At 55.3% G+C, this 19,821-nt stretch carries 17 protein-coding genes, 1 tRNA gene and 1 pseudogene; 16 read left to right on the forward strand and 3 right to left on the reverse strand.

Translation table 11 applies throughout. The features are described from left to right. The first annotated feature begins 78 nt into the window (after positions 1-78). The 5 genes from KZ498_RS18795 to KZ498_RS18815 all read left to right on the forward strand — a co-directional run bounded on the left by KZ498_RS18795 (position 79) and on the right by KZ498_RS18815 (position 4,399). Positions 79-1,872 (forward strand): cbb3-type cytochrome c oxidase subunit I, encoded by a 1,794-nt coding sequence (locus KZ498_RS18795; protein ID WP_049984696.1) that lies wholly within the window; start codon positions 79-81, stop codon positions 1,870-1,872. Further along, entirely contained in the window at positions 1,869-2,591 is a 723-nt protein-coding gene (coxB, locus tag KZ498_RS18800; RefSeq protein ID WP_049984697.1) for a cytochrome c oxidase subunit II, read from the forward strand. Before KZ498_RS18795 ends, coxB begins: the two co-directional genes overlap by 4 nt. A 2-nt stretch (positions 2,592-2,593) precedes the next feature. Next, a complete protein-coding gene (locus tag KZ498_RS18805; protein WP_049984698.1) occupies positions 2,594-3,451 on the forward strand; it encodes a heme-copper oxidase subunit III in 858 nt (285 codons plus the stop codon). A gap of 63 nt (positions 3,452-3,514) precedes the next feature. Next, the gene (locus KZ498_RS18810) at positions 3,515-4,075 is read left to right on the forward strand and encodes a TATA-box-binding protein (RefSeq protein ID WP_049984699.1); all 561 of its coding nucleotides are present in this window, start codon (positions 3,515-3,517) and stop codon (positions 4,073-4,075) included. Between the two features lie 105 nt (positions 4,076-4,180). Further along, positions 4,181-4,399 (forward strand): DUF6684 family protein, encoded by a 219-nt coding sequence (locus tag KZ498_RS18815; protein ID WP_049984700.1) that lies wholly within the window; start codon positions 4,181-4,183, stop codon positions 4,397-4,399. A gap of 338 nt (positions 4,400-4,737) precedes the next feature. On the opposite strand, the gene KZ498_RS18820 is transcribed toward KZ498_RS18815, so the two are convergent. Continuing rightward, on the reverse strand, positions 4,738-4,956 hold the full coding sequence (locus tag KZ498_RS18820; protein WP_081926985.1) for a hypothetical protein: 219 nt from the start codon (positions 4,954-4,956) through the stop codon (positions 4,738-4,740). Positions 4,957-6,591: 1,635 nt separating this feature from the next. Here KZ498_RS18820 and KZ498_RS18825 point away from each other — a divergent pair. From KZ498_RS18825 to KZ498_RS18845, 5 genes are all read left to right on the forward strand, one after another. Further along, entirely contained in the window at positions 6,592-7,125 is a 534-nt protein-coding gene (locus KZ498_RS18825) for a DsbA family protein (RefSeq protein ID WP_312620760.1), read from the forward strand. Next, a complete protein-coding gene (locus KZ498_RS18830) occupies positions 7,106-7,549 on the forward strand; it encodes a disulfide bond formation protein B (RefSeq protein WP_049984702.1) in 444 nt (147 codons plus the stop codon). Before KZ498_RS18825 ends, KZ498_RS18830 begins: the two co-directional genes overlap by 20 nt. 98 nt (positions 7,550-7,647) lie before the next feature. Then, complete coding sequence (locus tag KZ498_RS18835; protein WP_049984703.1) at positions 7,648-8,373, forward strand: CPBP family intramembrane glutamic endopeptidase; 726 nt, start codon at positions 7,648-7,650, stop codon at positions 8,371-8,373. 168 nt (positions 8,374-8,541) lie between these two features. Beyond that, positions 8,542-9,696, forward strand: coding sequence for a multicopper oxidase domain-containing protein (locus KZ498_RS18840; protein ID WP_049984704.1), 1,155 nt, complete (start codon positions 8,542-8,544; stop codon positions 9,694-9,696). 47 nt (positions 9,697-9,743) lie between these two features. Continuing rightward, positions 9,744-12,041, forward strand: coding sequence for a nitric-oxide reductase large subunit (locus KZ498_RS18845; RefSeq protein WP_049984705.1), 2,298 nt, complete (start codon positions 9,744-9,746; stop codon positions 12,039-12,041). On the opposite strand, the gene KZ498_RS18850 is transcribed toward KZ498_RS18845, so the two are convergent. Beyond that, positions 12,038-12,814: a hypothetical protein gene (locus KZ498_RS18850; protein ID WP_081926986.1), complete on the reverse strand. Its 777-nt coding sequence runs from the start codon at positions 12,812-12,814 to the stop codon at positions 12,038-12,040. The two genes, KZ498_RS18845 and KZ498_RS18850, sit on opposite strands and share 4 nt — an antisense overlap. A gap of 103 nt (positions 12,815-12,917) precedes the next feature. Next, entirely contained in the window at positions 12,918-13,508 is a 591-nt protein-coding gene (locus KZ498_RS18855; protein WP_049984707.1) for a plastocyanin/azurin family copper-binding protein, read from the reverse strand. A gap of 187 nt (positions 13,509-13,695) precedes the next feature. Between KZ498_RS18855 and KZ498_RS18860 the strand changes: the two genes are divergently transcribed. The 6 genes and pseudogenes from KZ498_RS18860 (at position 13,696) to KZ498_RS18885 (ending at position 19,809) form a co-directional block, all read left to right on the forward strand. After that, the gene (locus KZ498_RS18860; RefSeq protein ID WP_049984708.1) at positions 13,696-15,120 is read left to right on the forward strand and encodes a cytochrome ubiquinol oxidase subunit I; all 1,425 of its coding nucleotides are present in this window, start codon (positions 13,696-13,698) and stop codon (positions 15,118-15,120) included. Continuing rightward, positions 15,113-16,117 carry a cytochrome d ubiquinol oxidase subunit II gene (gene cydB / locus KZ498_RS18865; protein ID WP_312620763.1) on the forward strand — a complete coding sequence of 335 codons (1,005 nt, stop codon included), beginning with the start codon at positions 15,113-15,115 and terminating at the stop codon, positions 16,115-16,117. Before KZ498_RS18860 ends, cydB begins: the two co-directional genes overlap by 8 nt. Positions 16,118-16,542: 425 nt before the next feature. Continuing rightward, on the forward strand, positions 16,543-18,300 hold the full coding sequence (locus tag KZ498_RS18870; RefSeq protein WP_049984709.1) for a Na(+)/H(+) antiporter subunit D: 1,758 nt from the start codon (positions 16,543-16,545) through the stop codon (positions 18,298-18,300). 120 nt (positions 18,301-18,420) lie between these two features. Then, positions 18,421-18,495: transfer RNA gene (locus tag KZ498_RS18875), tRNA-Glu, on the forward strand. Between the two features lie 224 nt (positions 18,496-18,719). After that, positions 18,720-19,354, forward strand: a pseudogene (locus KZ498_RS18880) (IS6 family transposase). A 227-nt stretch (positions 19,355-19,581) separates the two neighbouring features. Beyond that, positions 19,582-19,809, forward strand: coding sequence for a hypothetical protein (locus tag KZ498_RS18885; protein WP_197052311.1), 228 nt, complete (start codon positions 19,582-19,584; stop codon positions 19,807-19,809). The last annotated feature ends 12 nt before the right edge of the window (positions 19,810-19,821 follow it).

Raw genomic sequence — 19,821 nt, forward strand, 5'->3', positions numbered from 1 at the left:
ACACCGCTTTGAACGGCAACTAGGTCGAAGCCGACGGGGTCCAATCAACCCTGCGAATTAACACACTCTCGAACACCCATGATATCCGGACTCACGCCACTTGCGGTTACCTCTGTCACGACTTCAGTTGCACTGACCGTCTCGATGGGACTCGTTCTCATAGCGGTCATAGCCTGGTTGGCTCGGCTCGAAGATGTCCGCTCGTATGTGCCAACGAGCGACATTGGGGGTGGTGCCGGGCATACAGAGTACGGCCACGAGGAGAAGCCAGGTGGAATTACTCGATGGCTGACCACCGTAGATCACAAGGATATCGGCGTACTGTATGGGGTCTATTCCGTGATCACGCTCGCTTGGGGAGGTCTGTCGGTGCTGATAATGCGGACCGAACTGCTTGATCCGCCAGCGACGTTGATCCAGTCGACCACATACAACGCGTTGTTGACCAGTCATGGCATTACCCTGCTGTTCCTGTTCGGAACCCCCATCCTCGCCGCATTTGCAAATTATTTCGTCCCCCTACTTATCGGAGCGGATGACATGGCGTTCCCCCGTATCAACTCCATCGCATTCTGGTTGCTCCCGCCAGGAGCCTTACTCATCTGGGCCGGCTTCTTCATTCCTGGAATTGCCCCGTCGCAGACCAGTTGGACGATGTATACGCCGCTCTCGATCCAGCAGCCAAGCCCTGCTGTTGACCTGATGCTGCTGGGGCTCCACCTCACGGGAGTTTCTGCGACGATGGGGGCGATCAACTTCATTGCGACCATCTTCACTGAACGCGCAGAGGAGGTTAGCTGGGCGAATCTCGACATCTTCTCCTGGACGGTACTGACGCAGTCGGGGCTCATCCTGTTCTCCTTCCCGCTGCTCGGAAGTGCACTCGTTATGCTCCTCTTGGACAGGAATTTCGGGACCACGTTTTTCACAGTCGAAGGAGGGAGTCCCATCCTCTGGCAGAATCTGTTCTGGTTCTTCGGCCATCCAGAGGTGTACATTCTCGTTCTTCCCCCGATGGGTCTCATCAGTATTATTCTTCCAAAGTTCTCGGGGCGGAAGCTGTTCGGCTTCAAGTTCGTTGTCTACTCAACCCTCGCCATCGGCGTCCTCTCATTCGGCGTCTGGGCCCACCACATGTTCGCAACCGGGATGGATCCCCGACTGCGTGCCAGCTTCATGGCGGTCACGCTCGCCATTGCTGTCCCAAGTGCAGTCAAGACGTTCAATTGGATCACGACCATGTGGAACGGTCGGTTGCGGTTGACAGCGCCGATGCTCTTCTGTATCGGATTCGTGAGCCTCTTCATCATCGGCGGTGTCACCGGCGTCTTCCTTGCGTCAATCCCGGTCGACCTCGTTCTCCATGACACCTACTACGTCGTCGGCCACTTCCATTTCATCCTGATGGCCATCCTCGCCGCCGTCTTCGCTGGCATCTACTACTGGTTCCCGCTCTATACCGGAAAGTGGTACCAGCCCAAACTTGCGAAAATCCATTTCTGGCTCTTTATGATCGGGTCAAACCTCACGTTTCTTGCAATGATTTTACTCGGGTACAACGGAATGCCCCGGCGGTATGCGACATATAACGTCGATATCGGGCCGGTCGCCCTGTTCACGGATCTCCATCAAATTGCGACGGTCGGAGCGTACTTAATTGGGTTCAGCGGACTCGTCTTCCTCTGGAATATTGTACAGTCGTGGCTCGAGGGGCCACGGGTCGAAGAGAGCGATCCATGGGATCTGGCACAGGACGGCTTGCTGACGAAGGAGTGGGAATGGTTTGATCCCCAGCAAGAGATGACACTCGCTGATGGGGGAAGCGAAGCAAGACCACCCCAGAGTGACGACGATACGGAGGAAACAACATGACTCGCCACAGACAGCTGCTCCTCGGAGTCGTCTTCGCCGCAATCGGTGTGAGCATCGTTGCATTGCCGGCCGCAGCAGCAGGCGCAGATTCGGCGACGGAAGCGCTTATTCAGTCACTGAATCTCAAACTCCTCTACGTCGCAGTCCCCATTACTATCCTCGTTGAGGGAATCCTCATTTACACCGTCTGGCGCTTCCGGAACAACGACGAGCCAGCACCAACACAAGAGAACCGACGACTCGAAATTACTTGGACCGTCGCGACCGCGATCATCCTGCTCTTCGTCGGGGTTGCCTCATATCAGGTCCTCGCTCTACCCGCCGTCACCGCGACGCCGCAAGTAACAGAAGAAGGCCAGACGAATGCAACCGAGGTGACCGTTGTCGGGCAGCAGTTCCTGTGGACGTTCAAGTATCCTGAGGCAAACGTCACGTCACGAGGGACGCTCGTCCTCCCCGCAAATCGGACCGTCTCGCTAAATATAACGTCTACAGATGTCATACACGCAGTTCACATCCCAGAACTGGGCCTTAAACAGGACGCGGTCCCTGGGCAATACAACCGCCTCCAGACGACGCCCACTTCCCAGGGAACGTATCAGCTCTACTGTGCGGAATTCTGTGGTACAGGTCATTCCCAGATGACTGCAACAGTAAAAGTCGTGAGTTACGACGAATATCAGCAGTGGCTCGAAGACCAACAGGAATCTCAACAGTAACAATGTCTACCACAGAAGACGACTCCACAGACGGACACAGCCACCACCTTCCAGCAGTCGAAGACTGGCCGCAGGGATTCGGTGAAGCCAGCTGGTGGCCCTTCGTCACTGCGCTCGGGGCGGCTGGACTCTACGTGGGTGCAGGTCTCTTCCTACTTGGACAGGGTGACGACGCGCTCGTCGGTGCGAACGTGGGACCCGCCACCATTATCGCTGGGGTGGTTCTTTTCCTCGTCGGACTGTACGGCTGGATCTATCACGGCTTCGTCAAGCACTACTGGTCGCGGGACGCAGAGGATTCGACAGGGAAGCTCCGGTGGGGAATGCTCCTCTTCCTGGGGACAGAAGTCGCCACCTTCGGAGCTGGCTTCGTCTATTATTTCTTCATCAGAGTCGGCCCATGGCCGCCCGGTGAGCTACCGGACCTACTCTCGTCGCTCGTACTCGCCAATACAGCGATACTCATTCTCAGTAGTGTCACGCTCCATTTCGCCCACAGTGCGCTCCGCAATGGGAATCGTCGTCGGTTTGCCGGCCTGCTCGGGACGACCGTCCTCCTCGGTGTGGTGTTCCTCGCTGGACAGGTGTTAGAGTACTACGAGTTCATCGTCGGTGAGGGATTCACCCTCTCGAGTGGTATCTACTTCAGTGCCTTTTTCGGATTAACTGGTCTCCACGGGTTGCACGTCACCCTCGGCGTAATTCTCCTGGCGCTTCTCTCCGTCCGGACACTCTACGGGCACTACTCACCAGAGCGCCATACCTCCGTGAGTACAGTCACCATGTACTGGCACTTCGTGGACGCCGTCTGGATCTTCCTCGTCGCCACGCTCTACGTTGGTGCCGCATTCACCCTATAATGATCGAGATGAGTGTTCAAGAACTTCATTCGAGTGGTCGATCGAAACTACCTGACTAACCCTATGCCATCTCCAAAAGAAACCCTCGAAATCGAAAACGTGGTCGCATCAACTGGGATCGAGCAGGAACTTGACCTAGATCAGCTCGGCGACGATCTTGCCGGCACAGATTATGATCCAGACAAGTTTCCAGGGTTGATCTACCGTATTCAGAGCCCCAAAGCAGCGGTTCTCATCTTCCGTTCCGGGAAAATGGTTTGTACTGGTGCTGCGAGTGTTGACGAGGCACATCAAGCCATTCACACTCTCTTCGACGAACTTCGATCGCTAGGGATTCCTGTCACAACCGAGGCAGACATCGTCATTCAGAATATGGTAGCGAGCGGTGAGCTTGGCCAGCGCCTGAATCTCATCGCTATTGCGGTTGGCCTCGGTCTCGAAGACGTCGAATACGAACCCGAGCAGTTTCCAGGACTCGTGTATCGGCTCCCAAATGCGACTGTCGTAGGGTTGTTGTTCGGAAGTGGCAAGTTGGTCATTACCGGATGTAAGTCGTTTGAGGACGCAACGAAGGCTATTGAAACCATTCACGATCACCTACAGAACCTTGACCTCCTGGACTAAGAATTCGGCCACGGGATACGCAAGTATCAATTCGGCTCGGCCACCCGGACTGGGAACACCGAGCTATGAAAAACCACATTACAACCTGCGTGTTACAGTCAACCAATGACCGACACCATCTGGTCGAAAGACACCCTGCTCGACATCACAGTCAACGTCGTCCCGCTCTTGATTTTGGGCTTTTTCCTCCTGTTCTTCATACTCGTCGCTCCGTGGGGGGTTACCCTCTCATTAGTTTCCGCGATGCAGATTTTACTGATCGTCGTCCCATTCATCGCGCTCGTGATATTGACCTATGAGGCTGCCATTCATATTGAGAGATAACGTAGATCCGCTGATTTTGGTATGGATCTAAAAGAATGGTTTGAACGACACTGGTTACTCGCCTTGTTTGGAGTCGATTTTCTCTTATTTCTCGTGGCAGTCTTTCTGTGGAAACTAGGAACAAGACCGATTGCAGGATTGGTGTTCGTGTTCGTGCTAATCCCGCCACTAGCGGTTTTCGCAGTTCTTCTCGAACCGGGCTGAACGATTCGGTTACTCGTTTACCAGTAGTATGCCAAGAGTACGGGTCATGTCATAACAAGAACAAGACCAGCCACAAACATCAGAGCAGCAATTATGCCGAGAATAAGCATCAAAAGCTCTTTCTCAGACATTGCTCAGTCAGTCCGGTCGCGTGCGAATCCCGTTCGAAACGCGATCCATCCAAGCACGGTAATAAATAGAATGGGGGGGAGAATCATGAATCCCCAGAGTGGATCGACACCCCACCCGAGAAGGAGGATGATGTCTGCAATTCCGAGCGCGAGAAATGGTGACACCGCAAGAGTCGCCCGACGGCGGCTTATTTGTCGGGACGCAGTTTCGGAAGAGCCCATACCTACTGTTGGCTAGACTTCTGTAAAAAGCGCTCGATTCACGTACAGAGCAAGGCGAGTACCCACAGACACCCAGCCGTAGCATCTGTATGGAGACCGGTAATAACTCGATCAGCGTAGAGTTCACATTTGACGGACGGAGATTTTCGCTAGATTAAGGGCCTGTGTTGCGCAATGGTTTCACATGAACTATATCGTGTATCTGCTCGTGAGTCTCACACTCGTCGGAGCGTGGCTTCTCGGCATTACATTCACCGATGGAGGGGTCGGGGCAGTTATCGCCACGATTGGTACGATGGGACCGTTAATCGCTCTCTTGATCTACTATCAAGGGTCAACTGAACCAGCATAGTGGGCAGAGATCTCCCAGATGACGGGCACATTCAAGGGCTTTGATTTCGAGAAATGTACCCACAGGCAGTGAAGTACCGCGGGGACAAGCCCCGCGGCTTCACCGTTTTGACCGCACGCCCAAAACCGAGTCGTGCTGTCGCAGGCGAATTTAATTCCCCTCGACCTCCCCGTGTTGGGTCGGTTGGAATTAACACCCGAACGCCCGATGCGTCCGTGAGGGTCGGCGGCTTCACCCCGCCCGACAACACCCGTCTCACCTGCCGTAGCAGGGTTTTGAGAGGTGTCGCATTTCCTCGCAACTGCCGGCAGTTGCTTCGGATTAAGGTCTTTAACCCACGTCGCAACTGTATTCACACTTCGGTGGATTGCGACAAAGAGCTTACGGCCTTCACTCTCCGGGTCAAACCCCGAGGCACTCGGCCTGCTCAGCCTGTAGACCTGTTGTTAGACGAGATGAGACAGTGAAGAGATGACGGAGACAGAGAATCTTTCGAGCGGGGAGCGCCGCTATCAGTAATCACTAAGCCCAATTTATTCCTCAGTGATGGAACAGATCACGAAGTCGAGATTATCGGCACAAAACGAACACCGGCGAACACGCCTACAGTGGACAAGGATGCAACTGGTCGGCAGCACCGTCCCCTATTGTTTTGGACCTCGACCAGCCTCGATTATGCTCTCCCACCGACCGACCGCTTTCGTCTCAGATCTTCGTTGCTAACCCAATCCATATTCACAGAAAGGCACCACAGATGACGACAATCCAGCCGACTATCGAGCACAGGACAATAAACGTATGAGTCCCTCAACCCCAACTATCGACTGAGAATGACTACACACACCTGTCCGGTCTGTGCCGATCAGTTCGAGACAGCCGGAGCCACTCGCGATCATGCGTGGAACACCCACAACGCGTGCCACTACTGTGGTGAGCAACTGGAGGGAGAAACTGACGAGCGGTTGTATAGACATTGGCTCGCCGCGCATCCCGATACACTCTCACGTGTCGACTACAAGCGAGCAGACGCAGCCGTCGATTCACTCACATTCACCGAGCGTCTCTCGGAGGGCGGAGTTAGTGCTGCTGTTGGAGGGCTCACTCGCCGACAGTTGCTCCTCGCCGGCGGTGGGACTGCCACTGCCACCCTCGTAGTTAGCGGAACCGTTCTTACTAACAACAAGGGTACCGAATCCAACGGGAGCACCAATTCTACTGGTGGAGCGGGCGCCGTCGCAACCGCACCGATTCCCGATTCGCCGACCGAATTCCGCTATGCAGTAATGGGATCCGCTGACGCCGAGGTCACAGTCACCTACTTCGGGAGTTGGAAATGTCCGTATTGCGCCCAGTTCAGCACCGGCATGCTCTCGCAGTTGGTGACGGATTACGTCGAACCGGGAACAATCGCGCTCGAGTTCCGCAATCTCGCCTACATCGGAGGAGAGCCGTTTTTAGGTCCGGATGCGCCAGCAGCCGGGCAGTCCGGGTTAGCCGTCTGGAACGCTGAGCCAGCCTCGTATTGGTCGTTTCACGAATACGTATTCCAGAATCAGCCTCCCGAACGTGAGCAATGGGCAACTGCGGATCAGTTAGTAGAATTTGCCCAGTCGGCAGGAATGTCAAAGACAGAAGTGGTCCGGACGGCAATTCAGGAAAACCAGTACGAGGACGCACTTCGGGCGACAGGCAAGGCAGCGAGCGACAGTGGCGTCAATTCCACGCCGACCCTCCTCATCGACGGAACGACAATCAACCCGCTCGGGAACGAAGACCGGACCAGACGGCTGATCGAAGATGCTGCCGGACAGAGTTGAGTTAACGACCACCGATGGTCGGTTCTGGCTCGCAAGCGGGACAGTAGTTGCGACGGTCGCGACCACTGGGAGCCTCTGGTTCAGTCTCGGCCTCGGGCTCGTTCCCTGTACCCTCTGTTGGTACCAACGGATTCTCATGTACCCGCTCGTCATCGTCTTAGGCGTTGCCGCAGTCGAGAATCACGACACGATTTGGCGGACAGTCACGCCACTATCCGTGGTCGGCGGGGTGATCGCTGCATATCACTCCGTCCTCCAAGCGACGACGACCTCGTGTACCTTCGCAGGCCCCTGTGCAGTCGTCCAGTGGCGGCTTCCCGTGCTCGGACTCACGATTCCGAATCTCTCACTCATCGCGTTCGTGCTCGTGACGATTACAGTCCTCGCTGGATCAGACGTGATCGAACCAGAACGTCAGCTATGAACGAAGTCACTATCGCGGGATGTCTTGGAATGAATAGCGCCGGAATCGACCTATCGAAGCCCGCTTGTAGTGGGAGTTCCAACATTCCAGTATAATCAATGCCTTCGACATCTCGGCTCGGATCTGTCGCCACGGCAATTGGCCTCACATATGGATCGTACCTTGTTGGATCGGTCGTGATCCTCACCATCGTGACAGGTGTCGGACTGCTTGGCGTCGACCTTTCGTCGCGTCCTGGCCTCCGGCTGTTCCTGGTCACGGTCTTCTTGCAGGGGGTGACGTTCGGGGGAATCACCCTCCTCTATCTCAAACGCTATCATCTCGGACTCGGATTCATCCCCATCAATATTCCTGATAAACGTGATAGTGCAGTGATTATCGGCGGAAGTATTGCGCTCCTAGGTCTGCTCTTTGTGGTTTCGTCGGTGATTTCAGCCCTCGGTCTAAGCTCAGCACAGAATCAGATCGTCGAGGTCGGGCAAGAGAACCCGGGCGTGTTCCTGCTTCTCGTCCCGCTTCAGTTTCTGTTGGTTGGACCCGGAGAAGAGCTGTTGTACCGGGGGCTCATCCAGGGAAGACTCCGCGAAACACTCCATCCAGTCCGCGCCATCGTTCTCGCCAGTGCATTATTCGCTTCGATCCACCTCTTCTCGTTGACCGGTGAGGGAAAATTGGTATATATTGGAACGGCATTTGTTCTGGCACTCGTGCTCGGGACTGCGTACGAATATACGGAGAATCTCGCAGTTCCTGCAGTTATGCATGCAACATATAATGCGATCCAATTTGCGAGCGCGTACCTTACCTCGACGGGCGGGATTTGATATTTCTCCAGATTCGGCGCGTGACTTCAGACTAGCATTGGACACTCAAACTTAGAGAAGCTCCCGCTATGCCTATCCAGCTTGTGCCGAACATATCCAAGCGCTATCCCGTGAACTGGGAATCTACAATCGCCCTATGTTTAGGCCAACCAAAATGCCGAGTGTATCATGACTACACGTTTCGGCGCACCCGGAACCGGACTGTCACGGCGTGAGTTTCTCGCGGCAACTGGCGCGACCAGTATCGCTTCGTTAGCAGGCTGTTCTGCGGGCGGAGCCAACGAGCCAGCAGCAACGAGCGATACGCCCACGCAGACACAAACTGACTCGCCTGATCTCCCCTACACCAGCCCTCCAACAGTCGTCAACGTCGACGAGCAGGGTGGCGAAGTGACGATGCGGACTCAGCAGGCCCGCCACGCCGTCCACCCGCTCGATACAATGGGTGGGCCCGTCGAATTCCCCCGCGTCTGGGCGTTCCAGGCCGACGACAACGACCCCAGCGTCCCCGGCCCAATTCTCAGAACGACCGAGGGGAACGCGATGGAGGTGACACTCGACAACACAGATGGCCGACGTCCCCACACGATTCACTTCCACGGGGTTCGCAAGACGTGGGAGAACGATGGCGTCCCGACGACGACTGGAATCCAGGTCCCACCGGGTGAGACACACACCTACGAGATCCCAGCCAACGTCCCTGGAACGCATTTCTACCATTGTCACTTCCAGACCCACCGGCATATCGACATGGGTATGTACGGGATCTACCGAGTTGATCCCGAAGGCTACGAACCAGCGGACCGCGAATACTTCATGACCGTCAAAGACTGGGATTCGCGGGTTCCGCGGAAGTGGGCCGGTGAGGCGGACTTCACCTACAATTCGGCCAGTCGCAATCCAGACGTGTTTACCGTCAACGGGAAGAGCGCACCCCGAACACTGCACCCCGAAGAAGGGTCACCGATCATCGTCGACGAGGGCGACTCAGTTCGCATCCACCTCGTCAACGGCGGGTACATGTCGCACCCGATGCATATCCATAACCACCGCTTCCAGCGTGTCGAAAAGGACGGCGGGACGATTCCGGAGGCTGCCCGACACGACATGGACGTCACGAACGTTGCTCCCGCTGAACGACACACGATCGAGTTTACTGCCGATGCAGACCCCGGCATCTACTTGATGCACTGCCACAAGGTCAACCACGTCATGAACGGCACGTTCTATCCCGGCGGGATGCTTACTGGTGTGGTCTATCGATCCGTCATGGATACGGACATCTTTAACCAGCTTATGGAGTATGCCGGCTACAGCCAGTAGGTGAACGGGTTCTACAATCAGTAGGTCGAAATCAAATAAGAGAGACTATGCAAGTCGAACGCAAGACCCTCGCGAAGTTCCTCGTCGGGGTGTTCGTGTTCAACCTCGTGGTTATGGGAGGTGGTGCCTGGTACTCGTATCAAAACACGCCACCGATTCCGGATCGAGGGGTCGGTCCAGACGGGTCAACGATCGTTTCGAACGAACAGATACAGACTGGAAAAGCAGTCTTCCAGTCTGACGGCTTAATGAATCAGGGAACCATCCTCGGCAACGGCGCCTACTTTGGAGTTGACTACACCGCCGATACGTTGGATCTAAAGCGACAGTATATGGCGACGTACTACGCCCGAGAGCGCTTCGACGCCGAGTATGACGCCCTCTCTGCGAGCCAGCAAGCGGTCGTCGATCAACGAGTAAAGACAGATCTCCAAGACACGACTGACCGGAGCACGATCCGCCACTCGGCCGCCGAGGCATACGCACACCGACAGGTCCGAGAGACGTACGTGGAGCGCTACCACGAGGGCGAGGCCGAGCGTGGCGTTCCGCAGGGAATGATCGCCACCGACGATCAGGCACGCCGCTTCGCTGACTTTGCACTCTGGACAGCCTGGATCGCCAGTACGGACCGTCCGGGTACAGAGACGAGTTATACGAATAACTGGCCGTACGCTCCGGGGACCGGAAACGTCCCGACCGGAGGGACGATGATCTGGAGCGTCATCAGTATGGTATTACTAGTCGGTGCCGCAGGAATCGGCGTTTGGGCCTACAAGTCCGTTGAACTCCCGGAGCCGGATATCGACAGCGTCACGATTCCCGATCCAGACGAGATCGCACTGTTGCCTAGTCAACGTGCCGCGACGAGATTCATCCCCATCGCGGCCGCTCTCTTCACTGCTCAGGTACTTCTGGGTGCGCTCTTGGCTCATTACTACGTTGAACGGGCTGGCTTCTTCGGGCTCTTCGAGAATCTCGGCATGAACATTCTCCAGATCCTCCCGTTCTACCTCGCCCGCACCTATCACATCGACCTCGGGATTCTCTGGATCGCGACGTTGTGGATCGGTTCGGGGCTGTTTCTGCCTCCACTTCTCACCGGCTACGAGCCGTCGAATCAGGCCAAGTATACCCACGTCCTGCTCGGGACGTTGGTAATCGTCATTCTCGGAGGTTTCGCCGGTATCTGGCTTGGTGCCAACGGATATATCGACGGCGACTTGTGGTGGATTCTCGGCAACGAAGGACTCGAATATCTCGAAGTCGGACGACTCTGGCAGGCGGGCCTCCTCGTCGGCTTCGGGCTGTGGGCCGTCCTCGTCGCTCGGGGGTTCAAACCACTGCTCGACCGTGAACCACAGTATGGTCTGGCCCATATGATACTGTACGCGGGCGGCTCGATCGGCGTTCTCTTTCTGGCGGGAATGCTGTATACGCCGAAGACGAATATCGTGATGACGGAGTTCTGGCGATGGTGGGTTGTCCACATGTGGGTGGAGGGTGCCTTCGAGTTCTTCATCGTCGCCATCGTCGGACTCACGCTTGTCTCGATGGGCTTGTTGCGCAAGCGGTCGGCAGAAAAGGCAGTCATTTTCGAGGCGCTGTTCGTGATGGGTACGGGTGTCATCGGCGTTGCCCACCACTACTGGTGGGTTGGCCAACCTGACGTCTGGCTGCCGGTCGGTACGATCTTCTCAACGCTTGAACTCATCCCCCTCGTACTCATCCTCTTTGAAGCCCTCAACGAATATCGCGTCCTCGCAACGAGTGACGAGACGTTCCCCTATACGCTCCCGTTCATGTTCATTATCGCGTCAGGAGCGTGGAACTTCGTCGGTGGAGGCGTTCTCGGGTTCTTCATCAATCTGCCGCTCATCAACTACTACGAGCACGGTACCTACCTGACGGTCGGCCATGCACATGCGGCGATGTTCGGGGCGTTCGGCTTTCTCGCACTCGGGATGGCGACCTATATGTTGCGAATCGCCACCGCTCCTGGCCAGTGGGTCGAGCGACGGCTCCGGTGGGCATTCTGGCTCTGGAACGCTGGCCTGGCGGTGATGGTATTTGTCTCCGTTCTCCCGGTCGGCTTCCTCCAACTCGAGGTCGCCTTCACTCAGGGATATGACGCCGCCCGGAGCCTCGCGTTCTACAATCGCGAAGTCATCCAACTGCTGTTCTGGGCGCGGTTCCCCGGCGATACGCTTCTCATTCTCGGGACGCTCGTGTTCGCATACGATATGATCCGGAAGCGGTTCGCGCTCCGCGCCGTCATGACACCGGATGAGGCGCCCGCATCACAGAGTATCTCGGAACGCGTCCTTGCGGAAGACGATGACTAACCCAACATACGAAGGATGTGTCCCTCACGCCCACGAATGATTTCCATCACTTCGACAAAGGTAGCTAATATTGGATGGTCAACGTCCAAGGGTTCGTATAGATATGAGCAGAGTGTAGTGTAGTCACGCTCACCTGACGACCGCTCGGACCGCCGGACATGGATCTGCTCTTGTCGTCGTTGAAGCCATTCCTCACATTTCCGTGTCAGCGATTGGAGTGTTTCTTGGCGGCTGGTTAATTGGGTGACCGAAAGGTCCCGTAAGTCTTCGTCGTCGATTTCGACAACCGTATTTCGGATCGTCTGGATTGTGGATTGGGCATCTTTGAACATCGCAGATTCCGTTTCAAGTGTTTCTATAAACACCCGGCGGCGGTCAATACACTGCTGAGCGGCACCAAGGAGTCGCTGTTTGATGACTTGTGAAAACGACATCGCTTCCGAAATCAGGAGCAGGACATCAGCCCCAAATTCGGCACTAATGCTCGTCTCGAACGAATCACCGTAAACATCGTCGTAGTGATCGACTGCCATCACGGTCTCCCGATAATACGGCTCGATCACGTCACGGACAGACGGCTGCGCGGATGAGAACCTCTGATGCGCCCCACCAGATATCTGTTCGATCTGTGGCGGGTCTGTTTTGAGACTTTGAGTACGCTTGCGAAACCGCCGAAAGGCCTGGCACTCACGTTCAACCTCGCGTCGCTCTCGCCGAACGCTTTCAAGGGCAGCGTCCAGATACGTCGGCCAACAGGGTTCTTCGGTGGTCATGGCCAGTATAGCGGCACATATATTGTGTCTGCAGTACAGTCAATTTCGGCCATAAGCTTCGTGGACGGGGCGTGTGACGTTGACTGCGCCCGCGACGACTCGTCTACCCGGAGAACGAGCTGTAGGAGACGCTACCTTGATCGACGATGGTCTGGCTTTCGGGAACGTCTCCGTCCGGCGGCATACTCCCCTCGGCGGGACCGCCGGGTTCGCCGACGACGATCCGACCAACCATCCCCAGGGTCTTGTGTGGAATACAGAAGTAATCGTACGTGCCCGTGGTCTCAAACGTGTGTTCGTAGGTCGCGCCCTGTTCGCTAAGAATTTCGCTATTGAACGTTTCTGCTCCCTCGGGAATCCGATTTACCGAGGCTGAACTCGTTCCTTCTTTATATGCGGTTGCCGAGTGGCTCCCACTCTGAATTTCGAATGTCACAGTTTCCCCGGATTCAATGAACAGACCGATCGGATCGAAATAATACTCGCTCCCTTCAGTGACCATCATAACCGTATTCGAGGCCCCTGAGCCCTCAGTTGTTTCCTCTCCCGAACCGCCAGTCGTCTCCTCTGTGTCGGTTGTGTTCGGTTCACCGCCACCACTATCTCCGTTTCCTGAACTACTACATCCCGCGAGACTGGTCACGCCACCTGTTGCGAGAATTCCGGCTGACTTGAGGACTTGTCGACGCTCCATACCCACTTATCAAACCCCCCGGTATAAGGGTCGAGGGCGGATTCCCAATACATAGGACACCGCCTTCATTTGACGTACCAAAGTCGCAAAGTCGGAGTGATGGCATTCTATCCGACAGGGGTCCATTTTTTATCCGATCTGCGAATCATCGTTCAGACCAATAACGACATCTGTCGAGGTGAGACCGGTGGTTGATCCCGTTCTTGCGAGCCGTCTCCAGTTTGCACTCACTACGATCGTCCACATCATCTTCCCAGTGATGAGTATGGGTCTCGCCCCGTTTCTCATCTATTTCACATGGAAGGAGATCCGCACCAAACAACCAGTATACGAACAGCTCCGTCGGTTCTGGACCCGCATCTTTGCGGTCAGCTTCGTCGTTGGAACGGTGACCGGACTCGTCCTCGAGTTCGAATTCGGAACGAACTTCGCCACGTTCTCGACAACAGCTGGGGAGCTGTTCGGGGGACCACTCGCCCTCGAAGGGATGATGGCGTTCATGCTCGAAGCGACGTTCCTCGGGATCTTCGTCTTCGGACGAGACCGGGTGTCTGACCGGCTGTACTTCCTGTCGAGTATCGCTGTCGGGCTCGGCACGTGGCTCTCGGCCGTCTGGATCCTCATCGCGAACTCCTGGATGCAGACGCCGCGTGGGTTCGAAATCGTCGTGGAGAACGGCCAGCGAATTGTGAAGCTTACCGACCCGCTCGCAGCCTATCTCAATCCGAGGTTCCCCTATATGTTCATCCATATGCAGAACGCGGCCGTCGAGTCGGTCGCGCTCTTCATGGCCGGCGTTGCCGCCTACTACGTGTTCCGCCATCACGTCTGGGGCTACCCGATTGAACACATCGATGTTTGGGAGAAGACGCTCAAAATCACGCTCGTCGTCCTGCTCATCACGGCGCCACTGCAAGTGATTCAGGGTGATGAGTATGCCCGCCACGTCTCCGAAACCCAACCACAGAAATTCGCCGCGATGGAAGCCGTTTGGGAAACTGACTCCTACGTCCCCGAGTATATCGTCGCGTTCCCCACGGACGTTAATGACCTGCTGAACCCCCGTACAAAAGATCTCTTTGGCATCGGCATCCCGGGTGGCGCATCCTGGCTCGCGAGCGGTGGAAACCCACAGGCTACGATACGCGGCCTCGAATCCTTCTCGACGAAAGCCCCACCTGTCGCGATCGTCTTCTGGGCGTTCCGGATTATGGTGGCGCTCGGCTTCTGGTTCATTCTGCTGGCCGTTTGGGGTGCCTATCGATGGTGGCGTGGGGAACTCTTCGAGGATGACCTGTTGCATAAGGCGTTGATGGCGTCGTCTCTCCTGGGATTCGTCGCCGTGGAGGTCGGCTGGATCGTCACCGAGGTCGGGCGACAACCGTGGGTCATTCAGGGAGTGATGAAGACGAGTGCCAGCGTCTCTCCAAACCTCACAGGCGCAAAAGCTACGTTCACACTCCTCGGATTCGTTACCGGGTACATCCTGTTACTGGGCCTCTACACCTACGTCGTCGGTCGTATTATCCGGGCAGGGCCGCCATCGAAGGACGAACTCACGCAGAGTGATGGTGCCCGCGTCCCAGAGTCAGAGGTGACGTCCGGTGACTAGCGTCGGATCGCTGGCCACGAAGCCACTGTTCGGACTGCCGCTCGCCGAGCTCTGGTTCGCGCTGCTGTTTTTCATCTTCGGGATGTTTCTCTTTCTCGACGGCTTCGACTTCGGCGTGGGCGTCCTGTTTGCGACCCGTGACGACGACCACGAGAAAGAACAGCTGTTAGCGGCTGTCGGGCCGTTCTGGGACGGGAACGAGGTCTGGCTCGTCGTCTTCGGTGGGGCGTTGTTCGCGGCGTTTCCGTCCGTTTACGCGAATCTCTTCAGCCGGTACTATCTGTTGATGTTCGCGATTCTAGCCGCACTCGGTCTCCGGGGGCTCGCCCCTGAAATGTACGAAGAGCGCGAAGATGACCGTTGGCGGACCCTCTGGGGCCACTCGTTCGTCATCGGGAGTACCGTGACGCCGTTTCTGCTGGGGCTGTTCGTGATGAACTGGCTGATCGGGGCGACTGGCCTCATCACCCCCGTAGGGGTCTTAGGCGGTGTCACAGTCCTTGCTCTCACGATCGTCGACGGGGCGGCGTTCCTCGGACTGAAAACCCGCGGCAGGCTGCGAGATGAGATGCGGAAGTACGGTGTCCGAGCCGCCGTGGGTTATCTTGGTGGAGCGGTCATCACTCTGGGGGCGATATATGTGACCGAACCAGGGCTGCGCTCCTCGTTCCGGTCACCCCTCATCGTCGCACTTGTGATGCTCACTGCTACCCTGACGGGAATCTACGTCGTCGCGCTCCGTAGACGTCGGTATTACGCCGCGTTCGTGGCGACAGCCGCACTCGTCTTCGGACTCGTAGGGCTCGTCGCAACCCTTCTGTTCCCCTTCGTCGATCGGACCGCAGGACTCACTATCCGAGAGGCGATCATCTCCACGCTTCCGCTCAATCTTATGTCGATAATGGCGAGCGTGCTGCTCCCAATCGTGCTCGTGTACTTTGTCGTGCTCTATTCCGCGTTCAGCGGACCAATCGATATGGAGGAAACATACCAATGAAACGATTTCAGATCCAACGAACGACCAGTGTATGGAGGAACAACATAGTGTCCAGGGGCTACAATACTTGGACTGCGTTCAACCGAGACCAAGTGCGATGACTGCAACGCGTTCCTCTCCCGAACCGCAACTATTGTCTCGGATCATCGTAACATGGATTGAACTCACAATCGTCGGCCTCACAGGTGGAATCCTTGGGACAGCAGTTGGTGGGCCGCTCAGTCTAATCGCCTATCTCGTCACGACGCTTGTTTCGGTCGGGGTTCTTTTTTACAACGTAAATGAATTGATTGAACGCCACGTTATATACAAGTGAAAAATAAGACAATGTTGAGCTTGGCCAATTCCTGTTCCGCGAAGATGCACACCATCGCCTCCAGTGGAGTAAACGAGTCGCTACCAGCTAATCGAGACTGTTCTATCTAATGATATTATCACTAATACCACCGTTCGTGCCTGTATTGCTTGTTGCGATTCTTTCGCCATTATTCTCCCGTCGGACTAGTCATGCTCTCGGTCTGGTCGCGACTGCTGTCGTTGTACCGTACGTATGGCTCCTCCCAGAGGGTGCACTTATATCTGGAAGTTTATTCGGCTTTTCGACCATTTTCCTGTACGTCGACTCATTCACTCGATTGATGGGCGGTATCTTCGCATTCATTGGCTCAATCGGCATTATCTATTCATATGCGAGTGATGCCGATACCGTTCAGACAGCATTTGCCCTCAGTTACGTTGGAACTAGCATTGGGGCCGTGTTCGCAGGTGATTGGTTGACGCTTGTTTTCTTTGTGGAGTTAATGTCGGTCGGAAGTACGCTACTTGTCTGGTATTACGGCGGCCGGGCGGTTCGAGCGGGCTTCCGGTATGCACTCTGGCATGGAATTGGTGGGAGCCTGTTATTGGCAGCGATCGCTTGGCAATACGCAACTGTTAATTCGTTTTTGTTTACTGCGGCTGATGGCATCGTCGGTACTGTCCCTCAAGTGCTGGCTGTCGTGGGTGTCGGCACTATGGTCGGATTTATTGGCCTCCACACGTGGCTCCCTGACACATATCCTAAGCCCCACATCGCTGCGAGCGTTTTTCTCTGTGTTTATACGACGAAAACGGGAGTCTATGTGATGTATCGAATTTTTCCGGACGGACAGCTCGCAGTTGCCTATATGGGTGGCGGAATGGCCGTCTTCGGGGCATTTATGGCTCTGATGCAGAGTGATATGCGACGGCTTCTCTCCTATCATATTCAATCACAGGTCGGGTACATGATAGCAGGGGTTGGAATTGGAACAACACTCGCCACCGCTGGTGCATTCGGTCACGTCTTCAATCACATCCTCTACAAGAGCCTCTTGTTTATGACCGTCGGCGTCGTAATTTATCGAACTGGCGAAGAAAGTCTGAAACGCGTCGGCGGGCTCGCGAGAAAGTTACCAGTAACGACGGTAGCCTTTTCTATCGCGGCACTTTCAATCGCAGGATTCCCAGGCTTTAACGGGTTCGTCAGCAAAGGGATGGTTCTATCAGCCGCCGAGTACGAGGAGATGGAGACTCTCTGGTGGTTATTGATACTGGGCGGCGTAGGAACGTTCCTATCGTTTATCAAACTGGGCTATTATGTGTTTTTCCACGGCGACTACGACGGGGAGATCTACGACGCAACCCGAGGACAGAAAGTTGCGATGGCGATTGTAGCAGGCCTGTGTGTGATCTTCGGAGTGTACCCCAGTGGATTGTTCAGTATCATCCCCTTTGGGTCAGAGATTCATTATGAAACATTCACCTTGGGTCATATCAGTGAGGGTCTTGAGCTTGCGATAGCAGGTATTCTTGGATTTGCTATCTTACGTCGGCCACTCAAGCGAATTGGCCGCATTCCAGATTTCGACGATATTTACAATCCCGCCGTTTTCTTTGGGACCAAAGCAATAGTACATGGAGTCACCAACTCATTTGCTCGCATCGATCAATTTATGGTGCGTCTCACCACAGGGACTCGATGGCTCCTTACTAATCCCGAGTTAGGAGTCAGACGTATCACAGCCTTTGTGAAACAATCAGACACTGCTAAGCCTCTGGACAAAGATGTAACACCAGGTACTTTTAGAGCAGGTATTGGCCAATCAATTGCCACTATTGTATTAGTCCTTGCACTTATGTTGTTTGTATTGCTATTCAGTTAACGTTGGATAAGGTATTACGATTCTCAATGCGTGCATAGATGAGCTTGGCACCCATAGCGGCGAACAGCTTCTGGAGTTACAGTCGACAGTATTATCAATTCCACGGATGAGCTTCCAAGTGCTCCGTTGGTGTAGCTCGGCCAATCATCTCGGCATCTCACGCCGAGGACCGAGGTTCAAATCCTCGACGGAGCATCTACGTTTCTACCTACAATCGCCTCTGATCAGACAAACCACGAATACGATGCCGGTGTCTCCGAATCCCAGTCGTCATTCACAACATGGGGCACGTCTCTGGCGAAACTCCAGACGGGTAGTCCGGTGGTCGTACTATCTGCGGCTATCCCTTGTCAGTCTCCCCTCCTCGGCAGTGTTCAGATAAGGATGAAGGCCGAGGCGGTTCGATTTGATAGTACTCTATGCCAGAAATCGACCGCGTCGACGGAGATACTAACTGGATCGACTTGGGATTTGTGGAGCGAGAAGTGACACCGAAGCCGCTGATGAAGCTCAGTATCCAGCTTCACTCCGCTAAATCGTCAATTTCGGATACTGTATCTATTTTAGAGGATTCCGATATCGAACTGGTGCGCTCGACCATCCACAACTGGGTGCAGAAAGCCAATTTACAGCCAATCGATGGGAAGAAGCTGGATCACGTCGCGATCGACGAATCCGTGATCCAACTCAACGATCAGCGCTTCTGGCTGTACGCCGCCGTCAATTCCGATACCAACAAATTCCTCCACGTGCGACTGTTTCCAGCCCGAAGAATGGCGTTGACCGAACAGTTTCTCGCGGAACTGCGTGCGAAACACACTCTCGACGACGCCGTGTTTCTCGTCGACGGAGCGCCGTGGCTTCACGCCGCACTCGACCGCCACGGCCTCCGCTTCGAGCACGAAACACACGGCGACCGCAATCCGGTTGAACGTGTCTTCAAAGAACTAAAACGGCGAACCAACCAGTTAGAAATTATTTTCGCCACGTCTCCGCATCCGCTGGGGAATCTTGGCTTCAAACCCACACCTTCGTGCGGAATCAGCTAATCTGAACAATGCCCCCCTCCTCACATCACCAGACATGAGCAAGGCCAGTAATCCGCTTACTCGCTGGAAATCCAGATTAGAACGAAGTACCGTCACGGAACTCGCTACTATCACTAGCCCAACCACTGTCATCCTCGTACTGGGGGTTGTATTGTTCTCATTCCCACTGAGACTGCTCGGTTGGCTCTCGTGTGGTCTGCTCGGATTCCTTGCTGCAGTGGCCTCGGGTCGAATGTCGAACATCAACTACGGCCTCGTTGACTGGCCTCGCCCTGCGACAACAGTCGACGTAGCGGTCAATGGAATCGCATACAATAGTGTGCTAGTGCTTGGAATCGGTCTCGCTCAGGTGGTGTGGATTGCCTCGGATAATATACTGCTCGGCGTTGCAATCGGGGCAATACTGCCGTCTTGGTTTCTCAAACATATTCACCTTCTCGTGTTTTTGGGTGAGGAGTGACGCTCTCTGAGC

Origin of the sequence: Haloarcula sp. 1CSR25-25 (genome assembly GCF_032027985.1) — an archaeon.
GTDB lineage: Archaea > Halobacteriota > Halobacteria > Halobacteriales > Haloarculaceae > Haloarcula.

Coding starts and splice junctions, on each gene's coding strand:
- KZ498_RS18795 (WP_049984696.1), top strand. CDS start 79: ATGATATCCGGACTCACGCCACTTGCGGTTACCTCTGTCACGACTTCA.
- coxB (WP_049984697.1), top strand. CDS start 1,869: ATGACTCGCCACAGACAGCTGCTCCTCGGAGTCGTCTTCGCCGCAATC.
- KZ498_RS18805 (WP_049984698.1), top strand. CDS start 2,594: ATGTCTACCACAGAAGACGACTCCACAGACGGACACAGCCACCACCTT.
- KZ498_RS18810 (WP_049984699.1), top strand. CDS start 3,515: ATGCCATCTCCAAAAGAAACCCTCGAAATCGAAAACGTGGTCGCATCA.
- KZ498_RS18815 (WP_049984700.1), top strand. CDS start 4,181: ATGACCGACACCATCTGGTCGAAAGACACCCTGCTCGACATCACAGTC.
- KZ498_RS18820 (WP_081926985.1), bottom strand. CDS start 4,956: ATGGGCTCTTCCGAAACTGCGTCCCGACAAATAAGCCGCCGTCGGGCG.
- KZ498_RS18825 (WP_312620760.1), top strand. CDS start 6,592: ATGGGATCCGCTGACGCCGAGGTCACAGTCACCTACTTCGGGAGTTGG.
- KZ498_RS18830 (WP_049984702.1), top strand. CDS start 7,106: ATGCTGCCGGACAGAGTTGAGTTAACGACCACCGATGGTCGGTTCTGG.
- KZ498_RS18835 (WP_049984703.1), top strand. CDS start 7,648: ATGCCTTCGACATCTCGGCTCGGATCTGTCGCCACGGCAATTGGCCTC.
- KZ498_RS18840 (WP_049984704.1), top strand. CDS start 8,542: ATGACTACACGTTTCGGCGCACCCGGAACCGGACTGTCACGGCGTGAG.
- KZ498_RS18845 (WP_049984705.1), top strand. CDS start 9,744: ATGCAAGTCGAACGCAAGACCCTCGCGAAGTTCCTCGTCGGGGTGTTC.
- KZ498_RS18850 (WP_081926986.1), bottom strand. CDS start 12,814: ATGACCACCGAAGAACCCTGTTGGCCGACGTATCTGGACGCTGCCCTT.
- KZ498_RS18855 (WP_049984707.1), bottom strand. CDS start 13,508: ATGGAGCGTCGACAAGTCCTCAAGTCAGCCGGAATTCTCGCAACAGGT.
- KZ498_RS18870 (WP_049984709.1), top strand. CDS start 16,543: ATGATATTATCACTAATACCACCGTTCGTGCCTGTATTGCTTGTTGCG.
- KZ498_RS18885 (WP_197052311.1), top strand. CDS start 19,582: ATGTCGAACATCAACTACGGCCTCGTTGACTGGCCTCGCCCTGCGACA.